The sequence below is a fragment of the Halorientalis marina genome, from assembly GCF_023028345.1.
Lineage (GTDB): Archaea > Halobacteriota > Halobacteria > Halobacteriales > Haloarculaceae > Halorientalis > Halorientalis marina.
Window position 1 is genome coordinate 435,120 of the sequence record NZ_CP095490.1, and the last position, 19,123, is coordinate 454,242.

Consider the following 19,123-nt stretch of genomic DNA (forward strand, 5'->3'; position numbering starts at 1 on the left):
CGCGTGGCTGTCCGCACATACTGGTTGTTTCGTTGTCACTGTTGCGTATATTTGCAAGCCATCTTTACACCGACATGATGCGTAGCGGACAGCAACGTGTATTTGCTAACGTGTCTCTGTGAGAGTCGGTCGCTGGGCACGAGCGCGGTCTACTCTACCGGCGGCCAGCATCGACAGACGACGGACAGCGGTGACAGGCACAAACATCGAATCGTTGGTTCCGCAACCGCAGCAGCGAGTCGCGTGAGCGGTCGGGCACGTCAGCGTCGGGGAGCGAGGCGGCCGTGGTTCTGGCGGTGGTCGGCGTGACCCATAGGGCGGGCAGACTGCTGGCGGTGTATCTCGTCGGGCTGGTCGGACTGGCGCTGCTGGCGACAAGTACCGGGTTCGTCGGGACCGCGGCGGCGGGCAACACCGCCCCGGACTGTTCCACGGTGAGCTACAGCACCGACGGCTCAGGAAACTTGGAGGTCAGCACCATCGACGAACTCCAGTGTATCAACGAAAACCACGACGACGCGACTAGTCGCTCGGACGCGCTGAGCAAGGACTACAAACTCGTCGCCGACATCGATGCTAGCGGGACGAGCAACTGGGACCCCGACGACGACTCGACGACGGAGGGCTTCGACCCCATCGGTGACTCTGGGACGAAGTTCACGGGGACCTTCGACGGAGCAGGCTACGAGGTGTCCGGGCTCACTATCTCGCGTAGTGGGACGAACTACGTCGGCGCGTTCGGGTACATAGAATCCGGTGCCCTGGTCACTGACGTTACCTTTGCGAGTGCCGACATCACGGGGGGCGACCAGACCGGTGGCGTCGCCGGCAGGAACGCAGGCGGGGACATCATCGAGACACGGGTGACTGGGTCGGTCAGCGGCGACAGGTACACCGGCGGCGTCGTCGGCCTCTCCGGCGGCGTCGTCAGACGGTCCGGGTCGACGGCGAGCGTCTCCGGCTCGGGAAATCAGGCTGGCGGACTCGTCGGCGAGAACAGAAATCTGATCGAACAGTCCTACGCGACAGGCAGCGTCAGTGGATCGTTCGACGTCGGTGGACTCGTCGGCAAGAACGACAACGGCGACAACGTGAAGTCGTCCTTTGCGACCGGCAGCGTCTCGGGGTCCAGCACCCTCGGTGGACTCGTCGGGAACAACGCTGGGTCCGTCTCCAACTCATACTGGGACGCGGACGTGAACAGCAACGGTCAGGATGGTGCCAGCACTGGATCGTTCGACGCCACTGGACTCACCACCACGCAGATGCAACGGTTCGCACCGCAGTCGAACATGGGGGACCTTGACTTCGAGACGGTCTGGATCGTCACCAGTGGCTATCCGCGACTCGCCTGGGAAGGGGCGACGGCGCTCACCGTCGACAGCATTGAGGCCACCAGCCCGACCGTCGGCGAGGACGAATCGGGCACCATCACCGTGACCGCAAAGGAGAGCGGCACCGACGCCGGCGAAGGCGTCACCGTCGAAGTCCTCGACGACGATGGCCTCGCTGGCTTCGCCGCGAGCGATACGAAAGTCACCGACACCAACGGCGAGGTCGAGTTCACCTTCGACGAACCGGACCATGGGAGTTACAGCCCCGAGTTCGCGTGGGCCGACGACACGAGCGTCTCTGTCACGCCGACCGTCACCGTTCAGGACGCGCCCGAGGTCACGTCTATCGAGCGGGCGAGCGGCGAATCGAACCCCACCAACGCCGACAGCGTCGACTTCGACGTGACGTTCTCGGAGAGCGTCAGCGGTGTCGATGACGGTGATTTCACGCTTCACACCACGGACAGCGCGAGTGGCACCGTCCAGAGCTTCGGACCGACCACGGCCGGTAACTCGATCACTGTCACGGTCGATTCGATTTCGGGCGACGGTGACATCCGGCTCGATCTGGACGACGACGACGGCATCACCAACGGCAACAGTGTCCCGCTGAGCGGTGAGGGAACCAGTGGCGGGAGTGGTGACGGCTCCTTCACCAGCGGCGAATCGTTCACCGTCGACAACACCAATCCGGGGTTCAGTGCTGGCTCCAGCAACAGCGCGTCGGTCGACGAGGAAAGCACAGCGAGCGATTTCCTCGACGTGGATGCCGGTGACGACGGCCCACCGGGCTCGGAAGTTTCGACGTACGCCCTGTCCAGCGCCGCCGGCAGCGACGCCGGACCGTTCAGCATCGACAGCAGTTCGGGTCAGCTTTCGCTCGACAGCGCACAGGACTTCGAGAACCCGGCCGACGACAACGGCGACGGCGACTACGAACTGGACGTGACGGCCACCGACGACGCGGGCAACACCGCCATCCAGTCCGTTACCGTTAGTATCACCGACGTGAACGACCCACCGACACTGGATACCAACAGCGGTGTGACCGTCGACGAAGGGTCCAACGCGAACCAGATTCCGAACTCGGAGTTAGACGCCAGCGACCAAGATGGGGACTCGATCACCTACACGGTGACCGCTTCTCTCTCGGCGGGTGATCTGTTCATTGACGGGAGTGGCGGCGGGACTGACGACGGAACGCTGGACGGCGAGTCTCCCATCGCCGCTTCTGACTCGTTCACCCAGGCCAACATCGACAACGGAAACCTGCTCTACAACCACGACGGTTCCGAGACCACGAGTGACGATTTCGACTTCGACCTGTCGGACGGCAACGGTGGCTCCGTGACCGGAAAGACGTTCTCGATCACCGTCGACCCCGTCAACGACGCACCGACGCTGGCGGCGACTGGGACGAACCCGTCCTACACCGAAGACGGGAGTGCGGTCACCCTCTACATGTCGGCGTCGGCGTCCACCGTCGAGAGCGGGCAGCAACTCACTGACGTCGAGATGACCGTGAGCAACGTGGCAGAACCAGCCCAAGAGACACTCACCATCGACGGCGAAGCGGTGACGCTGACCGACGGAAACAGCGGGACGACGGCGGCAAATAGCTTCGGGTACAGTGTCACACTCAGCGGTGGAACCGCGACGGTCACCGTCTCGAAGTCGGCGACGCCCGGGGAGTACGAGACCCTGATCAATGGTCTCCAGTACGAGCATACGGGCGACGACCCAAGTACGGGGTCCGACCGCGTGGTCAAACTCACGCAGGTCACCGACAGCGGCGGCACGGCAAACGGCGGTGAAGATACCACGAACCTCGATATCACCAGTACTGTCTCGCTCTCGGCTGTCAACGACGCGCCGACGCTGTCGGTCTCGACCAGCAACCCGACGTTCACTGAGGGCGGGAGTGCAGCCGAACCGTTCTCCTCGGCCAGTACGGATGTCGTCGAGAGCGGCCAGCAGGTCGAGCGCCTCACACTCACCGTCAACAACGTGGCCGACGGCTCGGCGGAGACGCTAACCCTCGATGGGAGTTCCGTCGCTCTCACCGACGGGAACAGTGTCAACACCGCGAATAACGGACTTTCGGCGTCGGTCAGCGCCTCCAGTGGGACGGCGACCGTCACCGTCAGTGGTGGGTTCAGCGAATCGACGGCGAATACGGTCCTCGACACCCTCGCTTACCGGCACACCGGGGACGATCCCTCGACCAGCAACGACCGGACCATCACGATCACCGAGATCGTTGACGACGGTGGGACATCTAACGGTGGCAGCGACACGGCGAGTGTCTCGAAGTCTGGCACCGTCTCGCTCACGCCAGTCAACGACGCGCCGACGGCCATCAGCCTCACCAGCACCAGCGTCGCCCAGTCCAGCGGCACCGACGCGGTGGTCGGGAGCCTCTCTGCCACGGATGTCGACGACAGCAGTCACACGTTCTCGCTGGTCAGCGGGAGCGGTGACGGTGACAACATCGAGTTCAATATCGACGGCGGTGACCTGCGTGCGAACGACGCGTCAGCGCTCGCCGAAGGGGACTACGACGTTCGCCTCGAAGCCAACGACGGCAACGGGGGAACATACGAGAAGGCAGTCACTGTCAGTGTGACCGACGACCTCGCGCCCACCATCGCGTCGAGTACGCCGGCCGACGACGCCACTGGGGTCGCCAGGAGCGACGATATCACGATCACGTTCAGCGAGGACATCGCCTTCGGGTCGGGCACCATCACGCTTCACGAGGACGACGGCGGCTTCAGTGACTGGGAGACCTTCGACGTGAGCAGCGACACTGGCAGCGGCGACGGGACGGTCTCCATCTCTGGGTCGACGCTCCGGATCGATCCCTCGACTGCACTGGCTGGAGCCACCACGTACGCCGTCCAAATCGACGCCGGGGCACTCACCGACACGGCCTCGTCGACAAACGACTTCGGCGGCATCGGTGACGACACCACCCTGAGTTTCACGACGACCGACTCGACAGCGCCGACCGCGAGCGTCGGGTCGGACAGGACCATCGACGAAGGGCAGTCAGTGAGTTTCGATGGGACTGGGTCGACAGACAACGTCGGCATCGTCAGCTACGACTGGGACTTCGACGACGGTGACACGGCCAGCGGTGCGACGACGAGTCACACCTTCGACAGTCCAGGTACCTACACCGTCGAACTGACCGTCACAGACGCCGCAGGCAATACCGACACGGCCACTGTCGAAGTCACCGTCGAATCGACTGGCGGCGGAAGCTCCTCACTGACCGCCGACGCCGGCAGCAGCCGCACCGTCACGGCCGGTGAGAAAGTTACCTTCGACGGCAGCGACTCGACGAGCGACAGCGGAATCACCAGCTACGAGTGGGACTTCGGTGACGGCGAGAGCGCGACCGGCGAGACGGTCACGCACACCTTCGAGGACGCGGCAACAGTACTGGTCGAACTTACTGTCTCGGATGGGTCGACAACTGACACCGACACCATCAGTGTAACCGTCGAGCGGGCGAGTGAGGACGAACAGAGTGACGACAGCAGCGAGAGCGGCGGAAGTAGCGGAAGTGACGGCGGTGGCAGTGCCGGAAGCAGTGGCAGTTCCGGAAGCGGTGGCAGTGGTAATGAGAGCAGTGGCCCCACCGAGACTGGTGGCGACCAGCCCACTGCCGACGATTCCAGCGGCGGGACTGGGACCGTCGTCAGCGGCACTCGCTCGGAGGATGGCAGCGTCACTTTCACCGTCAGTGCTTCCGACGACGACGGTCCGATCAAGCTCGACCTCAGCGGGACTGACGCCGACAGTTCCGACACACCTGCCGATTCCAGTGGCAACGAGACAGACGAGCCAAACCAGACGAACGAGTCCGAGACCGACGCCAGCGGGGCCGAGGGCCAGGACGAGAGTGACGGCAGCGACGACAGTGAAGGCGAGGGTGAGGGTGAGAACGCAGTCTCCGTCGACAGCCTGTCGATCACCCCGAGCGAGAGCGGATCCCGGGAGTTCGATATCTCGGTGCGCGAGTGGGAAGCCAACACCGACACCAGCGAGCGCGGGAGCGAGACCGACGACACAGGGACCGACACGACGGCTCCCGACAATCAGGGAGCGACCGACAGCGTCCGTAACCGCACGGACCCACGGACGTTCCTGGTCGAGACCGGCTCGTCGCCGATTGGCTACGTCGAAGTGACCCACACCAACCCCGACACCGACATCGACAGCGTCACGTTCCGCTTCCGAATCCGGAAAGCCGCGCTGAACGAGACTGGTGTCGACCCGAGTGGTGTGGCGCTCTATCGCGACGAATCCGACGGGTGGACTCGCCTCCCGACCGACGAAGTCGGTGCGAACGCCACCCACTACGTCTTCGAGGGAACATCGCCCGGGCTGTCGCTGTTCACCATCGCCTCGACGCAGCCAGCGTTCGAGGTCGTGCGTGCCAGCAGCCAGTCGGAAACCCGCGACGTTTCCGAGCCGGTCACTGTCGACGCGACGGTCCGCAATCTCGGCGGGGCGGCTGGGACCTACACTGCCGAGTTGCGAGCCAACGGAACAGTCGTCGCTACCAGCGATGTCGACCTCGCCTCGAACTCGACGCGGACCGTGTCACTCTCGTTCACGCCAGCCGACTCCAGGGAGTACACGCTGACAGTCGGCACTGTGTCTGCCGGGACGGTCTCGGTCCAGTCGGACGAGACGCTGACTGAGTCGACACCAGCAGACCAGGAGACCACACAACAGACCACCGCGGCCACAGACAAACCAAGCCAGACAGCAGGTGACACCGAAGCCACGGAGACGACCGACGCGAGTGGCCCCGGCTTCGGCGTCCCTGCGGCGTTCGGTGCGTTCTTGATGATGGTCGTCTTGCGTCGGCGGCGGTCGTAACTCGGGCCTACCCAGGAAGACCTGCTCGGACCAGGGCTTCTGGCGACCGGCCGAGGAGGTAGGATCGACGCGGCGACACGCCGGACGCTCGCCACAGACGACCCGTGACAGTCACGACGGGCACAGACGGGGAGGCCGACATCGTCACTAATCTGGAGCGGTGTGGGCTGTCTTCGGTCCGGTCAATGTCACTGGACCCCGAGGGGCAATTGTGTAGCAATAACGTCACATCTCCAGTCTGTATCACCAGAAACGGATTCTTGAGCGTGGTGAGTCCAGTGTCTCGTAGTGCCACCAACTCGTGACTCTCGACGCGCTGTCTATCGACGAGTTGCACAGCGCCCCCATATCGACTGGCCAGTGTACGATTCGACACCGGTGTACGACCGTCGCTCACTCGCCGGATTGGAATCAGATGTCCGGACTGTCTCGGAAATGTGGTTCTCACACGATGCCCACGACTCGGTGACCCAGTTCGTCTGTTCGCTCCCGCTAGCCTATGTCAGATTCGATGCGCATGATCGCTACGCAGACTCGACCAGCCATCAGATGGATGTGCTCTTTCGGCTATTCGTGCTGAGAGAATGCCACGGGTGGGATCACGAAACAGCGCTCGTTGAGTTCCTGGATCAGCACCTTCATCTCTGCGAGCAGTTGGGCATGGAGACGGTCCCAGATCAGTCGACACTGTGGCGCAGTTGGCGCAAACGTTTCACTGCGGATCTTCGTGAGACTGTCGAGACGGCTGCACGGACGATTCTGATCAAGGCACAGAACGCAGGTGTTGCGGTTCCGCGTGACCCAGAACGGAAGCTCCGACATCAGACTACTGAGTCTGAGAACGAGAGCGCCCCTGATGACAAAACGATCCTAAAGCACGCAGAGCGAATCACTAATCACGTCACCCGCGTTGTCTTCCCAGCGTTCTCACTGGATCGTGGAGATGGGTGTGAGATTCACGAAAATGCGTACTGGGACCTCCAGACACACCTCGGCTTACGCGAGAACCTCGCTGCGAACGAGGGCGCTCGCAGTTTTATTCACGAATCAACACGTGACCGAACACCACTAGGACATGCCCATCGGGACCATATTCGCAATCTCTCTGTCAAACAGGTTCGAGAGATGTACCGGCAGGCAGTGAGGCGTCTGTTGGACGAGGTCGCAGAGACGGGGGAGTTCTTCCGAGCAGGTATCGTTGCCATTGATATTACAGAGGCCGACCCGTTCACCGGTGATCGAACGGGTCACGAAGACGAGATCATCGGGACCAAAGAGAGTTCTGACGAGTACGCCTACCAGTGGGCGACGATCCAGTTCGTTGGTAACGCTGTCCCGATTGTCCTCGATGCACGACCGGTGCAGAAAGGCGAGACGCGAAAAGAAATCGTCGAGGACCTGCTGGAGTCAGCCGAGGATCTCGTCCACGTCGACGAAGTGCTGATGGACCGTGAGTTCGACAGCCAGCACGTCCTCGAAGCTGTCGACAATCGTGGGTTGACATATGTCGTCCCGAAGCGGATGCAGACCAGCGAGAGAGCCCAGGCAAAGCGACTCTGTCGGTGGGATAGGGAACACTACGTCACTGATCGGAAACTCCACCTCGGGAGCAACGAGTGGCACGAAACCACGCTGATCTACCAGCGCAAAGACGACTCAGACCACACTGATCACCGGCAATACGCCGTATTCATGACGAACGGCTATCCTGCGGGGGTGATCTCCCAGTACAACGCTCGCTGGGAAATCGAGAGTGGCTACAAGTCGATCAAGCGCTTCATGGCCGCCACGACCTCCAAGGATTTCGGGCTACGGTTCTTCTACTTCGCGTTCGCGTGTCTGTTGTACTCGATCTGGCGAGCGGTCGATCTGCTTGTCCAGGTCGAGTTGACTGGTGGGTATGAGAAGTCGCCAATGGTGACGGCAGATAACACGCTGACACTGCTGAAGAAAGAAACTGGAATCGGATAGCTGACTTCGTAACCCGACCGAACGCCGCGGTTCTGAGTGACAACTTTGGTAGCAGATACAGAAACTCGCAGAACTAGTATAGAGACCAACAAGAAGTGGTGCGTGAGCGGTTATTCGAAGCAGTTCAGACTCGTTGACCCGTCTGAATATCTGCATTACAGCCCCTCTATAGCCGGTGTAGTCTCATCTTCCCCTGCTCTGATTCTGTATAGCGGAATGTAGTTTATAGACTGGGAAAGTCGGTCTGTAAGGGTTCTATCCCGGATATTCGGCCGATAATGATGAAACAGCAGTGGTCATGATTACCTGAATAATCACGACCACTTTGAAGTACCCCGCCGCCGTCGGTGAAGCACGAACCGTGGAACCGGACGAAGAGGGCCTTGAATCTGGGGAAAAGCCGGCGAACTTCACCATCCACCAGCCCGTGTCGCGAGCACTGCCAATTAGACCTAATAGCTTCTAATACAAATCAATACCCAAGATGCCCATCTCGAAAGACGAGTTCCGCTCCATCGACGAGGACGGGCCATCGCTCCCCGACCTCGCGCCGGACACTACCCAGGGTACGGTCTATCGCTTCCTCCTCGAGCACGCCGACCAGGCGTTCCGCCAGCGGGAGATCGTCGAGGCCGTCGACGTGCCCGAGGGGAGCGTCGGCCCCACGCTGAAGCGCCTCGAAGAACACGGCCTCGTCGAACACCGCGACCGGTTTTGGACGATCGACGACGCCGAGCACGCGGTCGCGTCGGCAGGGCTTCACGGCGCTGCCACAGCCGACGACATCGACGGCGGTTTCTCTGACGACGTCGAGGCCTGGATGGAGACCGCGGTCGACCCCATCGAGTCGGAAGCCGAGCAAGAGGAGCCGTAATGCTGAATACGGGCGTATGCCTTCATCAGCTCCACGTGTTCCCATGTGTTCACACACAGGGGAACAACTTATCAAGCGGGCCTGTGTATCTTCGGTTATGAGTCAGGAACCGCTCGACAATACGATCAAATTCCGCGCTGGCCCGCTCAAAGAGGCAGCAACCGAGCTCGATTCCATCCACTTGGGTGGAATCAACATCAGTGAACTCGCTCGCGAGGGGCTCACCCAGATGCTTCGGCGAGCGATGACAGACGAAGACAAGATTGAGATTTACGAACGCTATTCGACAGGAGATCTCTCTGAGGACGCTGCTCGCGTACTCCTCGGTGATGAGTTCGATTTGCTCCAAGAGGATATCGACGCGTTCCGTGAAGCTGCCGAGGACGACACCAGCGACTATCTCGTCTAAATGGCCAGCGGCACCACACGGTATCCAATTTTAGTCGATACCGACGCGCTGATCGCCGTCGCAAACAGCTCCGTGTGGCCCCAGATCACCGCCCACGTCGGTCTCACAACGACGAACGTCTGCAAACAGGAACTCAAGCGGCACGCCGAAAACACGCGCGAGACCGCACCAGAGGGTAGTCGACCATACCAACTTCATTACGGGAGCCGTACAGCGCTCGATGCGCTCGAAGATGACGAAACACCGCTCACTCAAGTGACGAGCGTCCCCCGGCCCCACGGAGCAGACGCCGGCGAGGAATCGCTCCGACAGGAAGTAGTACAGAATCCCGAGGCTATCGACTACGTCATCCTGATGGACGCAACCGGCCGGCGTTCGATTCGTCGCGCTGTCGACGACCAAGCCGGAGATATCCGTGTTGTCACACCGCCGTTTCTGTTCTACATCCTCTCCGACAACGAGCTCATTTCGCGTCGTGAGTTCTGCGAAGCGTGCGGAGAGCTGTTGGAGCGTGAGGGCTGGACCGGATACAACACCGTAAAAGCTGCGTGGAAGGGGATTCCGATTGATTGTAGCGATATTCTGGACGACCACCTGCTCCCGTGACGAACCCGTATGAATCAGAACACTTCATCGACACGCGACGGTACGACAGCGCTCACGCGTTCCTTCGAGCGCTATCTCCAGGACAAAGGGAAAGGCCGCGGTGGGGACGGTGGGAACTATCGACGAAACGCCGCTCGCGAACTCGAGCGGTTCGCCGAGTGGGCCGCCGGCGACCGCGGCGCCGGCGACTGGACCGGGATCGTCCCCGACGACGTCGACCGGGAGCCCACCTTCGACGATCTCGACGAACGCGTCTTCCGGGAGTACGCCCGGCATCTCGCTGGTGACCGTGGTCTCAAGCAGAACACCGTCCAAACCTATTATCGCTATATCTCTGCGTGGTGTGGCTGGTGTCACAGTTTCGGAGGATGGTAGTATTCGGGCCGATTTCCGCTCGGAATCGCCGACATCCGACGTTATACGAGTGGGAGTTGAGATAAAATGGAGTCAGTACAGCCCAAATGTCAAGAAAATGCACCGCTAAATCGGAGCCAGAACAGCGTAGCCACTCACGGCTGGGCAGACACGTTGTAGAGCAGCAACTCAGTCAGCTGGAATCAGCCCTGCACAGACACGCTCGACACACTCACCAGCTGTGAGCACTGGTGCGTACTCCATTTCCCCGTCAACGCTCGCTTTCAGCAGAAAGTCCGTCAGCCGCCAAATATTGTACAGTAACACCGCGAACACGAAGTAGAACAGCCTGATGCAGTAGTCCTTCGAGGATGTCTTCGCGAGAAAGTCGTGCTTGATTGATTTGTACTCGTTCTCGATCTGCCAGCGGCGGCTGTACCGCCGACAGAACGTTTCGGCTTCGTCCGGCCCGACCCGAAGATTGGTCGCGAACACGGTTGTTCCGTCGCCCTTCGTCGATGGCACGTACAGAAACCGCATCGGGTGCGACCCCAATTCAACGTCGACGACTGCTGATTCCACGGCTACCTCGTGATTGTCCTCGATCATCGTCTCGATAGCTTCCTGCTCCGTGCTGGCGATTCGCTTTGGAATCAGGTAGTTCACATCGAGATTGGAGAGCGTCTGGTACACTCGCATCGAATCGAACTCCCTGTCGCACAGCACCGTCTCGATGGGAACGTGTTCTTTCGCTCGGTTCACTAATCGCCGGACAATCCGATGAACTTTGTTCGGTGGATTGTCGTCCCACGCAGAACTCTCACGGACTGGCTCAACGGCTAACACTAGCGGAATATTCTGTCCTACGATCGATAGCGTTGCAAACTTGAACGCTCGGTCTTCCGGAGTCAGCCCACTGACCATCGGCATCCCCTCCACGTCGCCGTAGTATGGCACGGTCGTGATGTCGATCGCCGCGGTCACCGGTCGTCGGAACGCTGTTTCCGACGCGATAGCAGAGAGCAGGCGGTCGCAGGCCTGATCAAACCCCTCGATCAGCTCTGCTGGCGCGAACTGTTTCAGCGTTCGCAGGTGGGTATCGCCGTGCGGGCCGTACTCCTCACCCCGACGTACCTGAAACCGCGACGCACCTTGGGCAGTGCCACAGCCGACCATCCCCATGAACGTCTGTAACTCGAAAAATTGTGTGTCGTCGTAGGTGGCATTCTCGGCTCGTCCCGAGTCGAATCCACCGAAGCCATGCTCACGAGCAAGGCGAGTAGTTCGGTGAACCACCTCGTCAGTGAACGCATCGCCGATCTCAGTCTGGTTCCCATTGGTTTCTGGTATTCTATCCCTCTCTGGGGTAAGAACCTCTGCTTTCGGCCGAACTGCCGGGACTGAGAGCCCGTCGTCGTGGACTTCTTTCACCAGATAGTGGGAAGCAGTAGTGATGAATTTCTGAACGGTACCATTGAACCGGTTCCGCCACGTTCGGGATAGAACTGACTCGCCCGGTATTCGTTCTAATCTGCTTTGTTGAATCCACGGACAGCGTAGCGATCACCGTTTGATAGCTTGTTCGAGGTTGTAGACGGCGGCGGTCAGCACCAGTTCACGGAACTCGCGGTACCAGACGCTCGGCCTGACAGCGGAGCCGTATCGGCGCTTGATGGCCGAGAAGGCGGTTTCGGCCATCCAGCGCTGCCCGTAAGCCTCGCTGTCCAACCGTGCGTTGTGGGCGTGGTCGTAGTGTGCGAACAGCCGGTGTTTGATGAGTGGCCGGACGCCCTCCGACCGGAGGGCGTCCCGTAGCGACTGATCGTCGTAGCCTTTGTCTCCGGCGAGATTCTCTAACACGTCGGTGTTGCGCAGCGCCACCCGACGGCCCACCTGTGTATCGTGCGGCCAGTGTGCCGAGATATGGATGTCCAGGACGGCACACGTCTCTGTATCGACCAGCGCCGTCGTTTTGAGCGTGCGTATGTCGTGATCCGAGCGTCTCCGGTAGTGGCTGGATGCCGCCTCACGGTCGAAAAACGTGGCATCCACCGCGCCGTGGTCGCCGGGATCGCACCGGGCCGCCGACCGGTCGAGCAGTTGTCGCCAGACACGGGTAGGCACCCGCTCGAACGAGCGGCACAGCGTCGAGGGTGCCGGGAATCCCCAGCGGGACAACTGCAAGAGAGCGCGGACACGATCCATCTCGCTCGCCCAGTCGACGAGTTCGCGGTAGGTCGCGTCCATGTGAACGCGCAAAAAGTGCAGCGTGAGATGCTTCCAGTCGGCAAATCCATTGCCAGCCGGATCGCTCACCACCGCCGTGGGGCTGGCGGCACAGCGCTTTTGAGCGAGCGATGCTGCTTGTTTAACGAAGCGGAAGAGGAGTTTAGGCACACTCGGCTCTTCCGCTTCGCTTTCACCTTCAGAGCGACGCTATCCTGCCGCCGTCATCGGATTCAACAGAGCATTCTAATCCAAACACGTCTGCTAATTCTGGGTACTGAGAAAGTTTGCGATAGCTGTCGCCTGTGATTTCCCGATAAATAAACAGCCGAACAATCCCCTCGAAGCAGTATGGGGCTGGGTGCCAGTCTGGATACAGGTCGGTAAGTTCCCCAAAAGGTCCATCCACAGTACTGATAGCCTCCTCGAGAGATGTCCCGTCTCGAAGCTGCGCTCGAAGTTTTATTCCAACGATATATGCGTTCGTTAGCTGGATCGAGCCCTCAGTCATTACTCGTTTGATCGCTCATCCGCTGGATCACCACTGCCAACACTGTCGCCAGTATCGTGAGTACAACTGCACCAGCCGCCGCAATCTCGTGGGCTGGTGAGACGTGCTGCACTGTTCCGTCCACGATTGGCTCAACTGGGAGCAGAGTATGATGTGGTGTCCCGACGATTGGGACGAAATAATCCACGAGATCGTTGAACCCGTACCACACGACAGCGACGAGAATCGCACGGGGCGGGAATGCACTGTACCTGCGGACGAGGAACGCCTCGGCAGCCATCCCGAGATGAGACACGAACAAGAAGCCGTACATCGCCTTCGACGCGAGTGCCTGGCCCAGAAACGGGACGATCTGCGGCGGTGCAACGACCGTGGCGAGAAACGCGTCCGCGAACACCGTCAGGACGTACGGCGTCCAGAGGCCGAGTTTGAGACAGCCGAAAAACGCGAGCACGTTCAGGTATTCGTTCGGCCGCCCGAGTTTGTAGAGTGCCAGTGAGAGCGCGATAAACAACGTTGCCATCGGGCTGTCCGGAACGACTGGCCACGCGGCGAGTGGCTCGAGACGGAACTGAGGGATGTAGTACCAGAAGCCAAAGACTGTCCCGAGCAGATTGATACCGACGATTACCCACGCGTACTCCAGTGCCACATTCTCGACACGCCTGATAGGTGGCCCGAGAAACCGGGACCAGCCGTCAGTCTGTTCTGTGTCCATCGAGTTGCGACGTGGCAGTCCGTCCTGATTCACTCCCAGTAAGGAGTTCGACGAGTTCAGCCTCCGTGACCGGTTGCGTTTCGGTGCCCAGTCCCGCGTCACGGGCAACGCGGACGGCACTGGGTGGGTGGAGGTTTGCTTTGGCGAGCAATTCGGGGTCGTAGAACACCTCACGTGGTGTGCCTTCCCCAATGACGTTCCCATCGTGCATCACGCAGATTCTGTCTGCGACCTCGGCTGCGAACTCGAGGTCGTGCGTCGAGAGGACGACGCTGATGCCTTCTTCGTGAATCGTCCGCACGCGGTCGGCGACCAGACGAGAGCGCTCTGGGTCGAGGCCAGCAAGCGGTTCGTCGAGGACGATCACGCTGGGTTCGAGCACGAGCACACCAGCGAGTCCCACCAGGCGTTTTTCACCACCACTCAGGTAGTGAGGAATCCGGTCTTCGAGATGGCTCGCGTCGACAGTCGCTAACGCCTCTCGCGCACGTTCCTGTGCTTCGTCGGCTGGAACACCATAGTTCTGGAGGCCGAATAGCACGTCGTCCAGCACGGTCGGCGCGACGAGTTGTGTATCGGCATCCTGGAAGACGAAACCGACTTCCTTCCGCGCGTGCGCTTTGTTATCCTCGGTGATCGGCGTGCCATCGACGACGAGTTCGCCGTCGTCGGGCACGAGCGTCGCGTTCAGGTGCTCCATCAGCGTCGATTTCCCTGCGCCGTTCCCGCCGACGAGGGCGACGACTTCGTCCGAGTAGACCTGGAAGTCGACCTCGTGCATCCCGACGGTCCCGTCGGGGTAGGTGTGGGCCTCACAGTGGAGGTCGACTAACGGCTCGCCCGTCTCGTCGCTACTCATAGCGACACCACCCCATAGACGGCGACCAGCGCGTAGCCGACGACGGCGACGTAACACGCGACGACCGCGACGAGTTCACGGAGGGGCGGGCGCGGAACGTCACCGTAGAGCGTGATGTCGCCGTCGTAGCCGCGGGCCTCCATCGACTTGACGAGCCGCTCGGAGCGTTCGATGGCCGTCAACAGCGTCATGCCGAGGATGCGTGCGTAGGTGCGCCGGTTCGCCCAGAACTCCGAAAGGCTCGCACCGCGTGCGAGGACAGCCTTTACGAGGTCTTCGAGCGTCTCGATCATGACGAAGGTGAACCGGTACGTGAGTAAGGCGACCTGGTCGATCGGGCTCGGAAGCGTCCGCCCGAGCAGGTACGCGATGTCGGCGTACCGGGTTGTCATCGTCGCGGTGAGCGCGAACGTCACGACGGTCAGCGACCGGCAGGACAGCTCCGCGAAGAGGATCGCTCCTTCCCAGGTAACCGACAATTCTCCAAGCGGCGTCCCGAGCGCACCGCCGATGGGTGTCCCGGGTTCGAGGAACGCGAGCGGACCCGCAACGGAGACAATGAACAGCAACGGGAGCGTGTACCAGAGCGCCAGTCGCCGGTACGGCAGGCCGGCGACGCCGTACACGACCAGCGTCGCAGCGTACACGCCCGCGAGGATCGCTAGCATGTCTGTCACCGTCACCGTTAGCACGAGCGCGCCGACGATGCCGAACTTCGTCCACGGGTTGACGCGATGCAGCGGGCTATCGCGGTGTTCCGCGTATGCCGTGATGAGTCGTGGGTCCGGAACGTGGTTCGAGAGCGTCGTCATCGGCTCAGGCAGCCCTGTCGTCCAGGCCGCGATACCGGTTGGCGTAGACGTAGAGGCCGATGCCGATGACGACCAGCAGGACGACCAGCCCGACGAACTCCATGACCATGCCGCCCTTGCGGATCGGGCCGGCGATGATGACCCCGCGACCGGGATCGATCAACGCGCCCCCACTCTCTTTGACACCGCGCTGAAGTGCCTTCGCGGACCGCTTGGCCCAGGGAAGCGCACCGCCAGTCGCTCTGAAGCCCCAGAGCCCAGCCGCGACGGCAACCGCGAACAGCGCGGCGAGACTGCCGTACTGCTTCCAGCGCTGCATCAGGCGGTCACCCCTGCGGGTTCGTCCTCACCGCGCTGGCGGTCGGTCAGTCCCACGAGGTCGGGTCGAACCGACGCGAGGAACTGGACGATAAAGCCGGTCAGGATACCCTCGATGACTGCGACGCCAAGGTTGAGGCCGACGAGGCCAGCCACGGCGACCGTCAGGTCCGCGCGTGGGAGTGCGCTGCCGTTGACGCCGCTGATGACGATGATCGCACCCATCAGGAGAGCGCCGGCCGAGAGACCGATGGTCGCGGCACCGGCACTCGCGGGGAAGACGTCCCAGTCCATCCCCATCAGCGTCTTGAAGATGTAGTAGGCGACGATGGCTTCCGTGGCGTTCACGAGCGTGTTCGCGCCGAGCAGGCCGACCGCACCGTGGCCGAGTGCCGCCGAGAAGATGTTGACAACGAGTGCAACGAGTGCCCCGAGGGTCGGACCCGCGAGGATGCCGACCAGCCCGGTGAGATTCATGTGGATGCCGCCCCACACGGGCAGGTTCAGCTGGAAGACCGCGAAACTCGCGGCCGCGCCGATGCCCGCGAGCGCGATATGTTGGGTTTTGATGCCGCCTTTCCGGACGCGGTAGGTGACGACGCTGATCAGTCCGACGCCGACGAGCGTCCAGAGGACCAGTGCCCACAGCGGGAACGAGCCCTCTCCGAGATGGATATGTGCCATGTGTAGTTAGCAATCTAGAGTGCAAATATAATAAATCTACGTTCTATCGCCGTAGCAGTTATTATTAATTCTCGTTTGTGGGTCTCGAGTTGTTACTGACGACGTCCACATTCCCAGGTCGGTTAGATAACTGTCCGCAAGCCGAACTACTGGGCCGGGGTAGCACTCGCGACCCGGTTTCTGCTCCTGTTTTCCCGTGTCCACGGTACCGTGTCGAAGACAGTTCGACGCTGCTAGTGGTGACCAGAAAACGGTCAGTCGTCGGCGACTGACCGTCCGCCCGTCCGCTGACTTGATGCGACCGTCTTACGAGCCGTGAGTGTGGCCGCAATTCTCTCGCCGGCTCGCTTCGCGCCGACGACGTTCCGTGCGATTGGCCCAACCGTCCCCTCGGCGAGTGCACCGGACACGTACACAGCAGAATCGTCGCCGTCCTGGCATCGCCACACCAGCGTCTCGTCGTCGAGGACCGGCACGTTGCGATACCCGCGTTCGAGATCGAGTTCGGAGGCAACGCGAGCGGCGACCGACGAGTCGAATGGCGACTCGAACCCCGTCGCGAGCAGGATGCGCGCGACCGTCCGACTGGTCCCGTCGCAGAACCGCACCAGCAGTCCATCGGTAATCGGTGCGACCGTTTCGATCGTACCGCATCGGCGTTGGAGTTGGTTGCACGCTTCGATGTCGTCGAGCAGGTACGGCGGTATCGTGCCGTCGTACCGCGCCTGCTGCACGGTTCGATAGCGTTGTTCCGAGCCTGGCGGATAACAGTGCAGTTCGCGTTCGATGTGTCGCCAGTTGATCCAGCAGGGGTCCGCTTCGGACTCGGCTGTCTCGATTGCCGTTCGGTGACACAGCGTCACGGCAACACCCTGCTCGGCGAGCGTGGTTGCAACCTGTCCCGCCGTGATGCCACCACCGACGACCAGTGTCTCCCCGGATATGCCAGCTTCCGTTGGGGACCAAGACTCATCCCAGACGTGGCTGATTCGGTCGTCAGCCGAGATGGACTCTGCCCACGCCGGCCACGTGTATTGGTCGCCCATTCCGACCGCCAGGACGAGCGAGTGTGCACCGAACGAGCCAGTTGTCGTCTCGACCGTGACGCCGTCGTCCTGTCGAGTTACGTCAGTCATCCGCGCTTCGACGAGCGAGTCCGTGAGGTCGTACCGATTCACGACGAACTGTGCGTGGTCAAGGAACAGTGATAGCGTCGGTCGTGGCGGGTAGTTCCTGGTCGGAACCAGTTCTTGTTCTCGGTCGCGCCCCTCGGCGAACGACTCGAGGCTGAACGGTTCCGGTGAGACGTGCTGCACGTACGTCGAACGGAGCGTTTCCATCCCGCACTGTCGAGCCTTCGCCTCGAAGGCCGCGAGCGGTTCCCCGTGTTCGTCGACGATGCGGATGTCGTCCGTCGTCAGAGCAGTCTCCGCGAGCAGGCGGACGGCGAGGGCCGTCCCATGGATGCCACAGCCGACGATGACGACAGCAGTGTCGCGGTGGGTCTCACCGTCTTTCGTCATCGGACCCTCCATCGGCTTTCGGTTCGCCAGTGGCGTTACCGCGAACACGCTCGAACACCCTGCCGAGGCGCCCGCGGCCGGTTCTGTGCCGCATTCGCGTCCGAATTCCAAGCCGCCGATACCCCAGAGACAGCACGTAGAGCCCAATTCCGGTGAGGACGATGGTGCCTCCCGCTGCGCTCCCGTACTGGTAGGAGAGCGTCACGCCCGTGACGACGGTGATTTCGGCCACGAGGACGCCCGCGAGAAGTGAGCGCTTGAAACTGCGGGACCCGTCGGCAGTCGCAACCGGAATGACGAGCAATGCGGCGACGAGGATGACCCCCATGACCTGCATGGCGCTGACGACGACGAGAGCGGTGAGGACGACCATCAATCGGTTGTACCAGGTGACGCTGAGACCTGCTGCCCGTGCCGCCGTCGCGTCGAAAGTGACGTACAGCAGCGGTCGGTAGGCGACCGCAACCACGGCCGACACGAGCCCAGTCATGAGGACGAGGAGACCGACGCTAGCCTTCGAGACCGTCGCGAGCGAGCCGAAGAGGTACGCGTCGATGCCGACTGCAATGCCACCGTCGGTCGCTGTGATGAGCACGCTCCCCAGCGCGAAGCCGCCGGTCAGCACCATCGCTAGCGAGGTATCGGTCGAGACGTCGCCGTACTGGACGAGCAGTTCCACGAGCAACGCCGTGCCGACGGCAACGACGAGCGCGCTGTGAATCGGTGCGAGCGACAGCGAGAGGGCGTTGTTGACGAACAGCCCCACGGCAACGCCGGCGAAGGCCGTGTGCGCGAGTGTGTCCGCGATCATCGACATCTCGCGGTGGACGAGGAACGTGCCGACGAGCGGACCGATAACCCCGATACAGATCGCGGCCAGATAGGCACGCTGCATGAAGGCGTACTCGAGTGCCGGCATCCCGAGCACTCTCGCGAGCACGTCCATGAACGAGCCGAACGCGTCATCGAGGAACCAGTCGAACGGGGCGAACGCGAACAGCGGCAGCGGAGCGGTAGTTCCGAACATG

General features: G+C 61.6%; 14 protein-coding genes and 2 pseudogenes. 6 read left to right on the plus strand and 10 right to left on the minus strand.

From position 1 onward, the window contains the following. The first annotated feature begins 284 nt into the window (after window positions 1-284). The 6 genes and pseudogenes from MUG96_RS23520 to MUG96_RS23545 form a co-directional block, all read left to right on the plus strand. Entirely contained in the window at window positions 285-6,230 is a 5,946-nt protein-coding gene (locus MUG96_RS23520; RefSeq protein WP_246989541.1) for a PKD domain-containing protein, read from the plus strand. A 288-nt stretch (window positions 6,231-6,518) separates the two neighbouring features. Further along, the gene (locus tag MUG96_RS23525; RefSeq protein ID WP_246989542.1) at window positions 6,519-8,201 is read left to right on the plus strand and encodes a transposase; all 1,683 of its coding nucleotides are present in this window, start codon (window positions 6,519-6,521) and stop codon (window positions 8,199-8,201) included. A 484-nt stretch (window positions 8,202-8,685) separates the two neighbouring features. Then, on the plus strand, window positions 8,686-9,075 hold the full coding sequence (locus MUG96_RS23530) for a helix-turn-helix transcriptional regulator (protein ID WP_246989594.1): 390 nt from the start codon (window positions 8,686-8,688) through the stop codon (window positions 9,073-9,075). 97 nt (window positions 9,076-9,172) lie between these two features. Next, on the plus strand, window positions 9,173-9,484 hold the full coding sequence (locus MUG96_RS23535; protein ID WP_246989595.1) for a DUF8065 family protein: 312 nt from the start codon (window positions 9,173-9,175) through the stop codon (window positions 9,482-9,484). Continuing rightward, complete coding sequence (locus MUG96_RS23540; RefSeq protein WP_246989596.1) at window positions 9,485-10,090, plus strand: hypothetical protein; 606 nt, start codon at window positions 9,485-9,487, stop codon at window positions 10,088-10,090. Window positions 10,091-10,099: 9 nt separating this feature from the next. After that, a pseudogene (locus tag MUG96_RS23545) lies at window positions 10,100-10,456 on the plus strand (site-specific integrase); the annotation flags it as partial. A gap of 177 nt (window positions 10,457-10,633) precedes the next feature. Here the strand turns inward: MUG96_RS23545 and MUG96_RS23550 are convergent. From MUG96_RS23550 to MUG96_RS23595, 10 genes and pseudogenes are all read right to left on the minus strand, one after another. Further along, a pseudogene (locus MUG96_RS23550) lies at window positions 10,634-11,974 on the minus strand (transposase); the annotation flags it as partial. A gap of 33 nt (window positions 11,975-12,007) precedes the next feature. After that, complete coding sequence (locus MUG96_RS23555; protein ID WP_246989597.1) at window positions 12,008-12,841, minus strand: IS5 family transposase; 834 nt, start codon at window positions 12,839-12,841, stop codon at window positions 12,008-12,010. A 28-nt stretch (window positions 12,842-12,869) separates the two neighbouring features. Then, on the minus strand, window positions 12,870-13,181 hold the full coding sequence (locus tag MUG96_RS23560) for a gamma-glutamyl-gamma-aminobutyrate hydrolase family protein (protein WP_246989598.1): 312 nt from the start codon (window positions 13,179-13,181) through the stop codon (window positions 12,870-12,872). Beyond that, window positions 13,174-13,899: a DUF1405 domain-containing protein gene (locus MUG96_RS23565; protein WP_246989599.1), complete on the minus strand. Its 726-nt coding sequence runs from the start codon at window positions 13,897-13,899 to the stop codon at window positions 13,174-13,176. Before MUG96_RS23565 ends, MUG96_RS23560 begins: the two co-directional genes overlap by 8 nt. Next, window positions 13,880-14,758, minus strand: a complete 879-nt coding sequence (locus MUG96_RS23570; RefSeq protein ID WP_246989600.1) for an energy-coupling factor ABC transporter ATP-binding protein — start codon at window positions 14,756-14,758, stop codon at window positions 13,880-13,882. Before MUG96_RS23570 ends, MUG96_RS23565 begins: the two co-directional genes overlap by 20 nt. Beyond that, window positions 14,755-15,570: an energy-coupling factor transporter transmembrane component T family protein gene (locus MUG96_RS23575; RefSeq protein WP_246989601.1), complete on the minus strand. Its 816-nt coding sequence runs from the start codon at window positions 15,568-15,570 to the stop codon at window positions 14,755-14,757. Before MUG96_RS23575 ends, MUG96_RS23570 begins: the two co-directional genes overlap by 4 nt. A gap of 4 nt (window positions 15,571-15,574) precedes the next feature. After that, window positions 15,575-15,889, minus strand: coding sequence for a cobalamin transport operon protein (locus tag MUG96_RS23580; RefSeq protein WP_246989602.1), 315 nt, complete (start codon window positions 15,887-15,889; stop codon window positions 15,575-15,577). Continuing rightward, window positions 15,889-16,572, minus strand: a complete 684-nt coding sequence (locus MUG96_RS23585) for an energy-coupling factor ABC transporter permease (RefSeq protein ID WP_246989603.1) — start codon at window positions 16,570-16,572, stop codon at window positions 15,889-15,891. Before MUG96_RS23585 ends, MUG96_RS23580 begins: the two co-directional genes overlap by 1 nt. Window positions 16,573-16,826: 254 nt before the next feature. Beyond that, a complete protein-coding gene (locus MUG96_RS23590) occupies window positions 16,827-18,095 on the minus strand; it encodes an FAD/NAD(P)-binding protein (RefSeq protein ID WP_246989604.1) in 1,269 nt (422 codons plus the stop codon). Then, complete coding sequence (locus MUG96_RS23595; RefSeq protein WP_246989605.1) at window positions 18,079-19,122, minus strand: metal ABC transporter permease; 1,044 nt, start codon at window positions 19,120-19,122, stop codon at window positions 18,079-18,081. The genes MUG96_RS23590 and MUG96_RS23595 overlap by 17 nt, the downstream gene beginning before the upstream one ends. Window position 19,123: the final 1 nt, after the last annotated feature.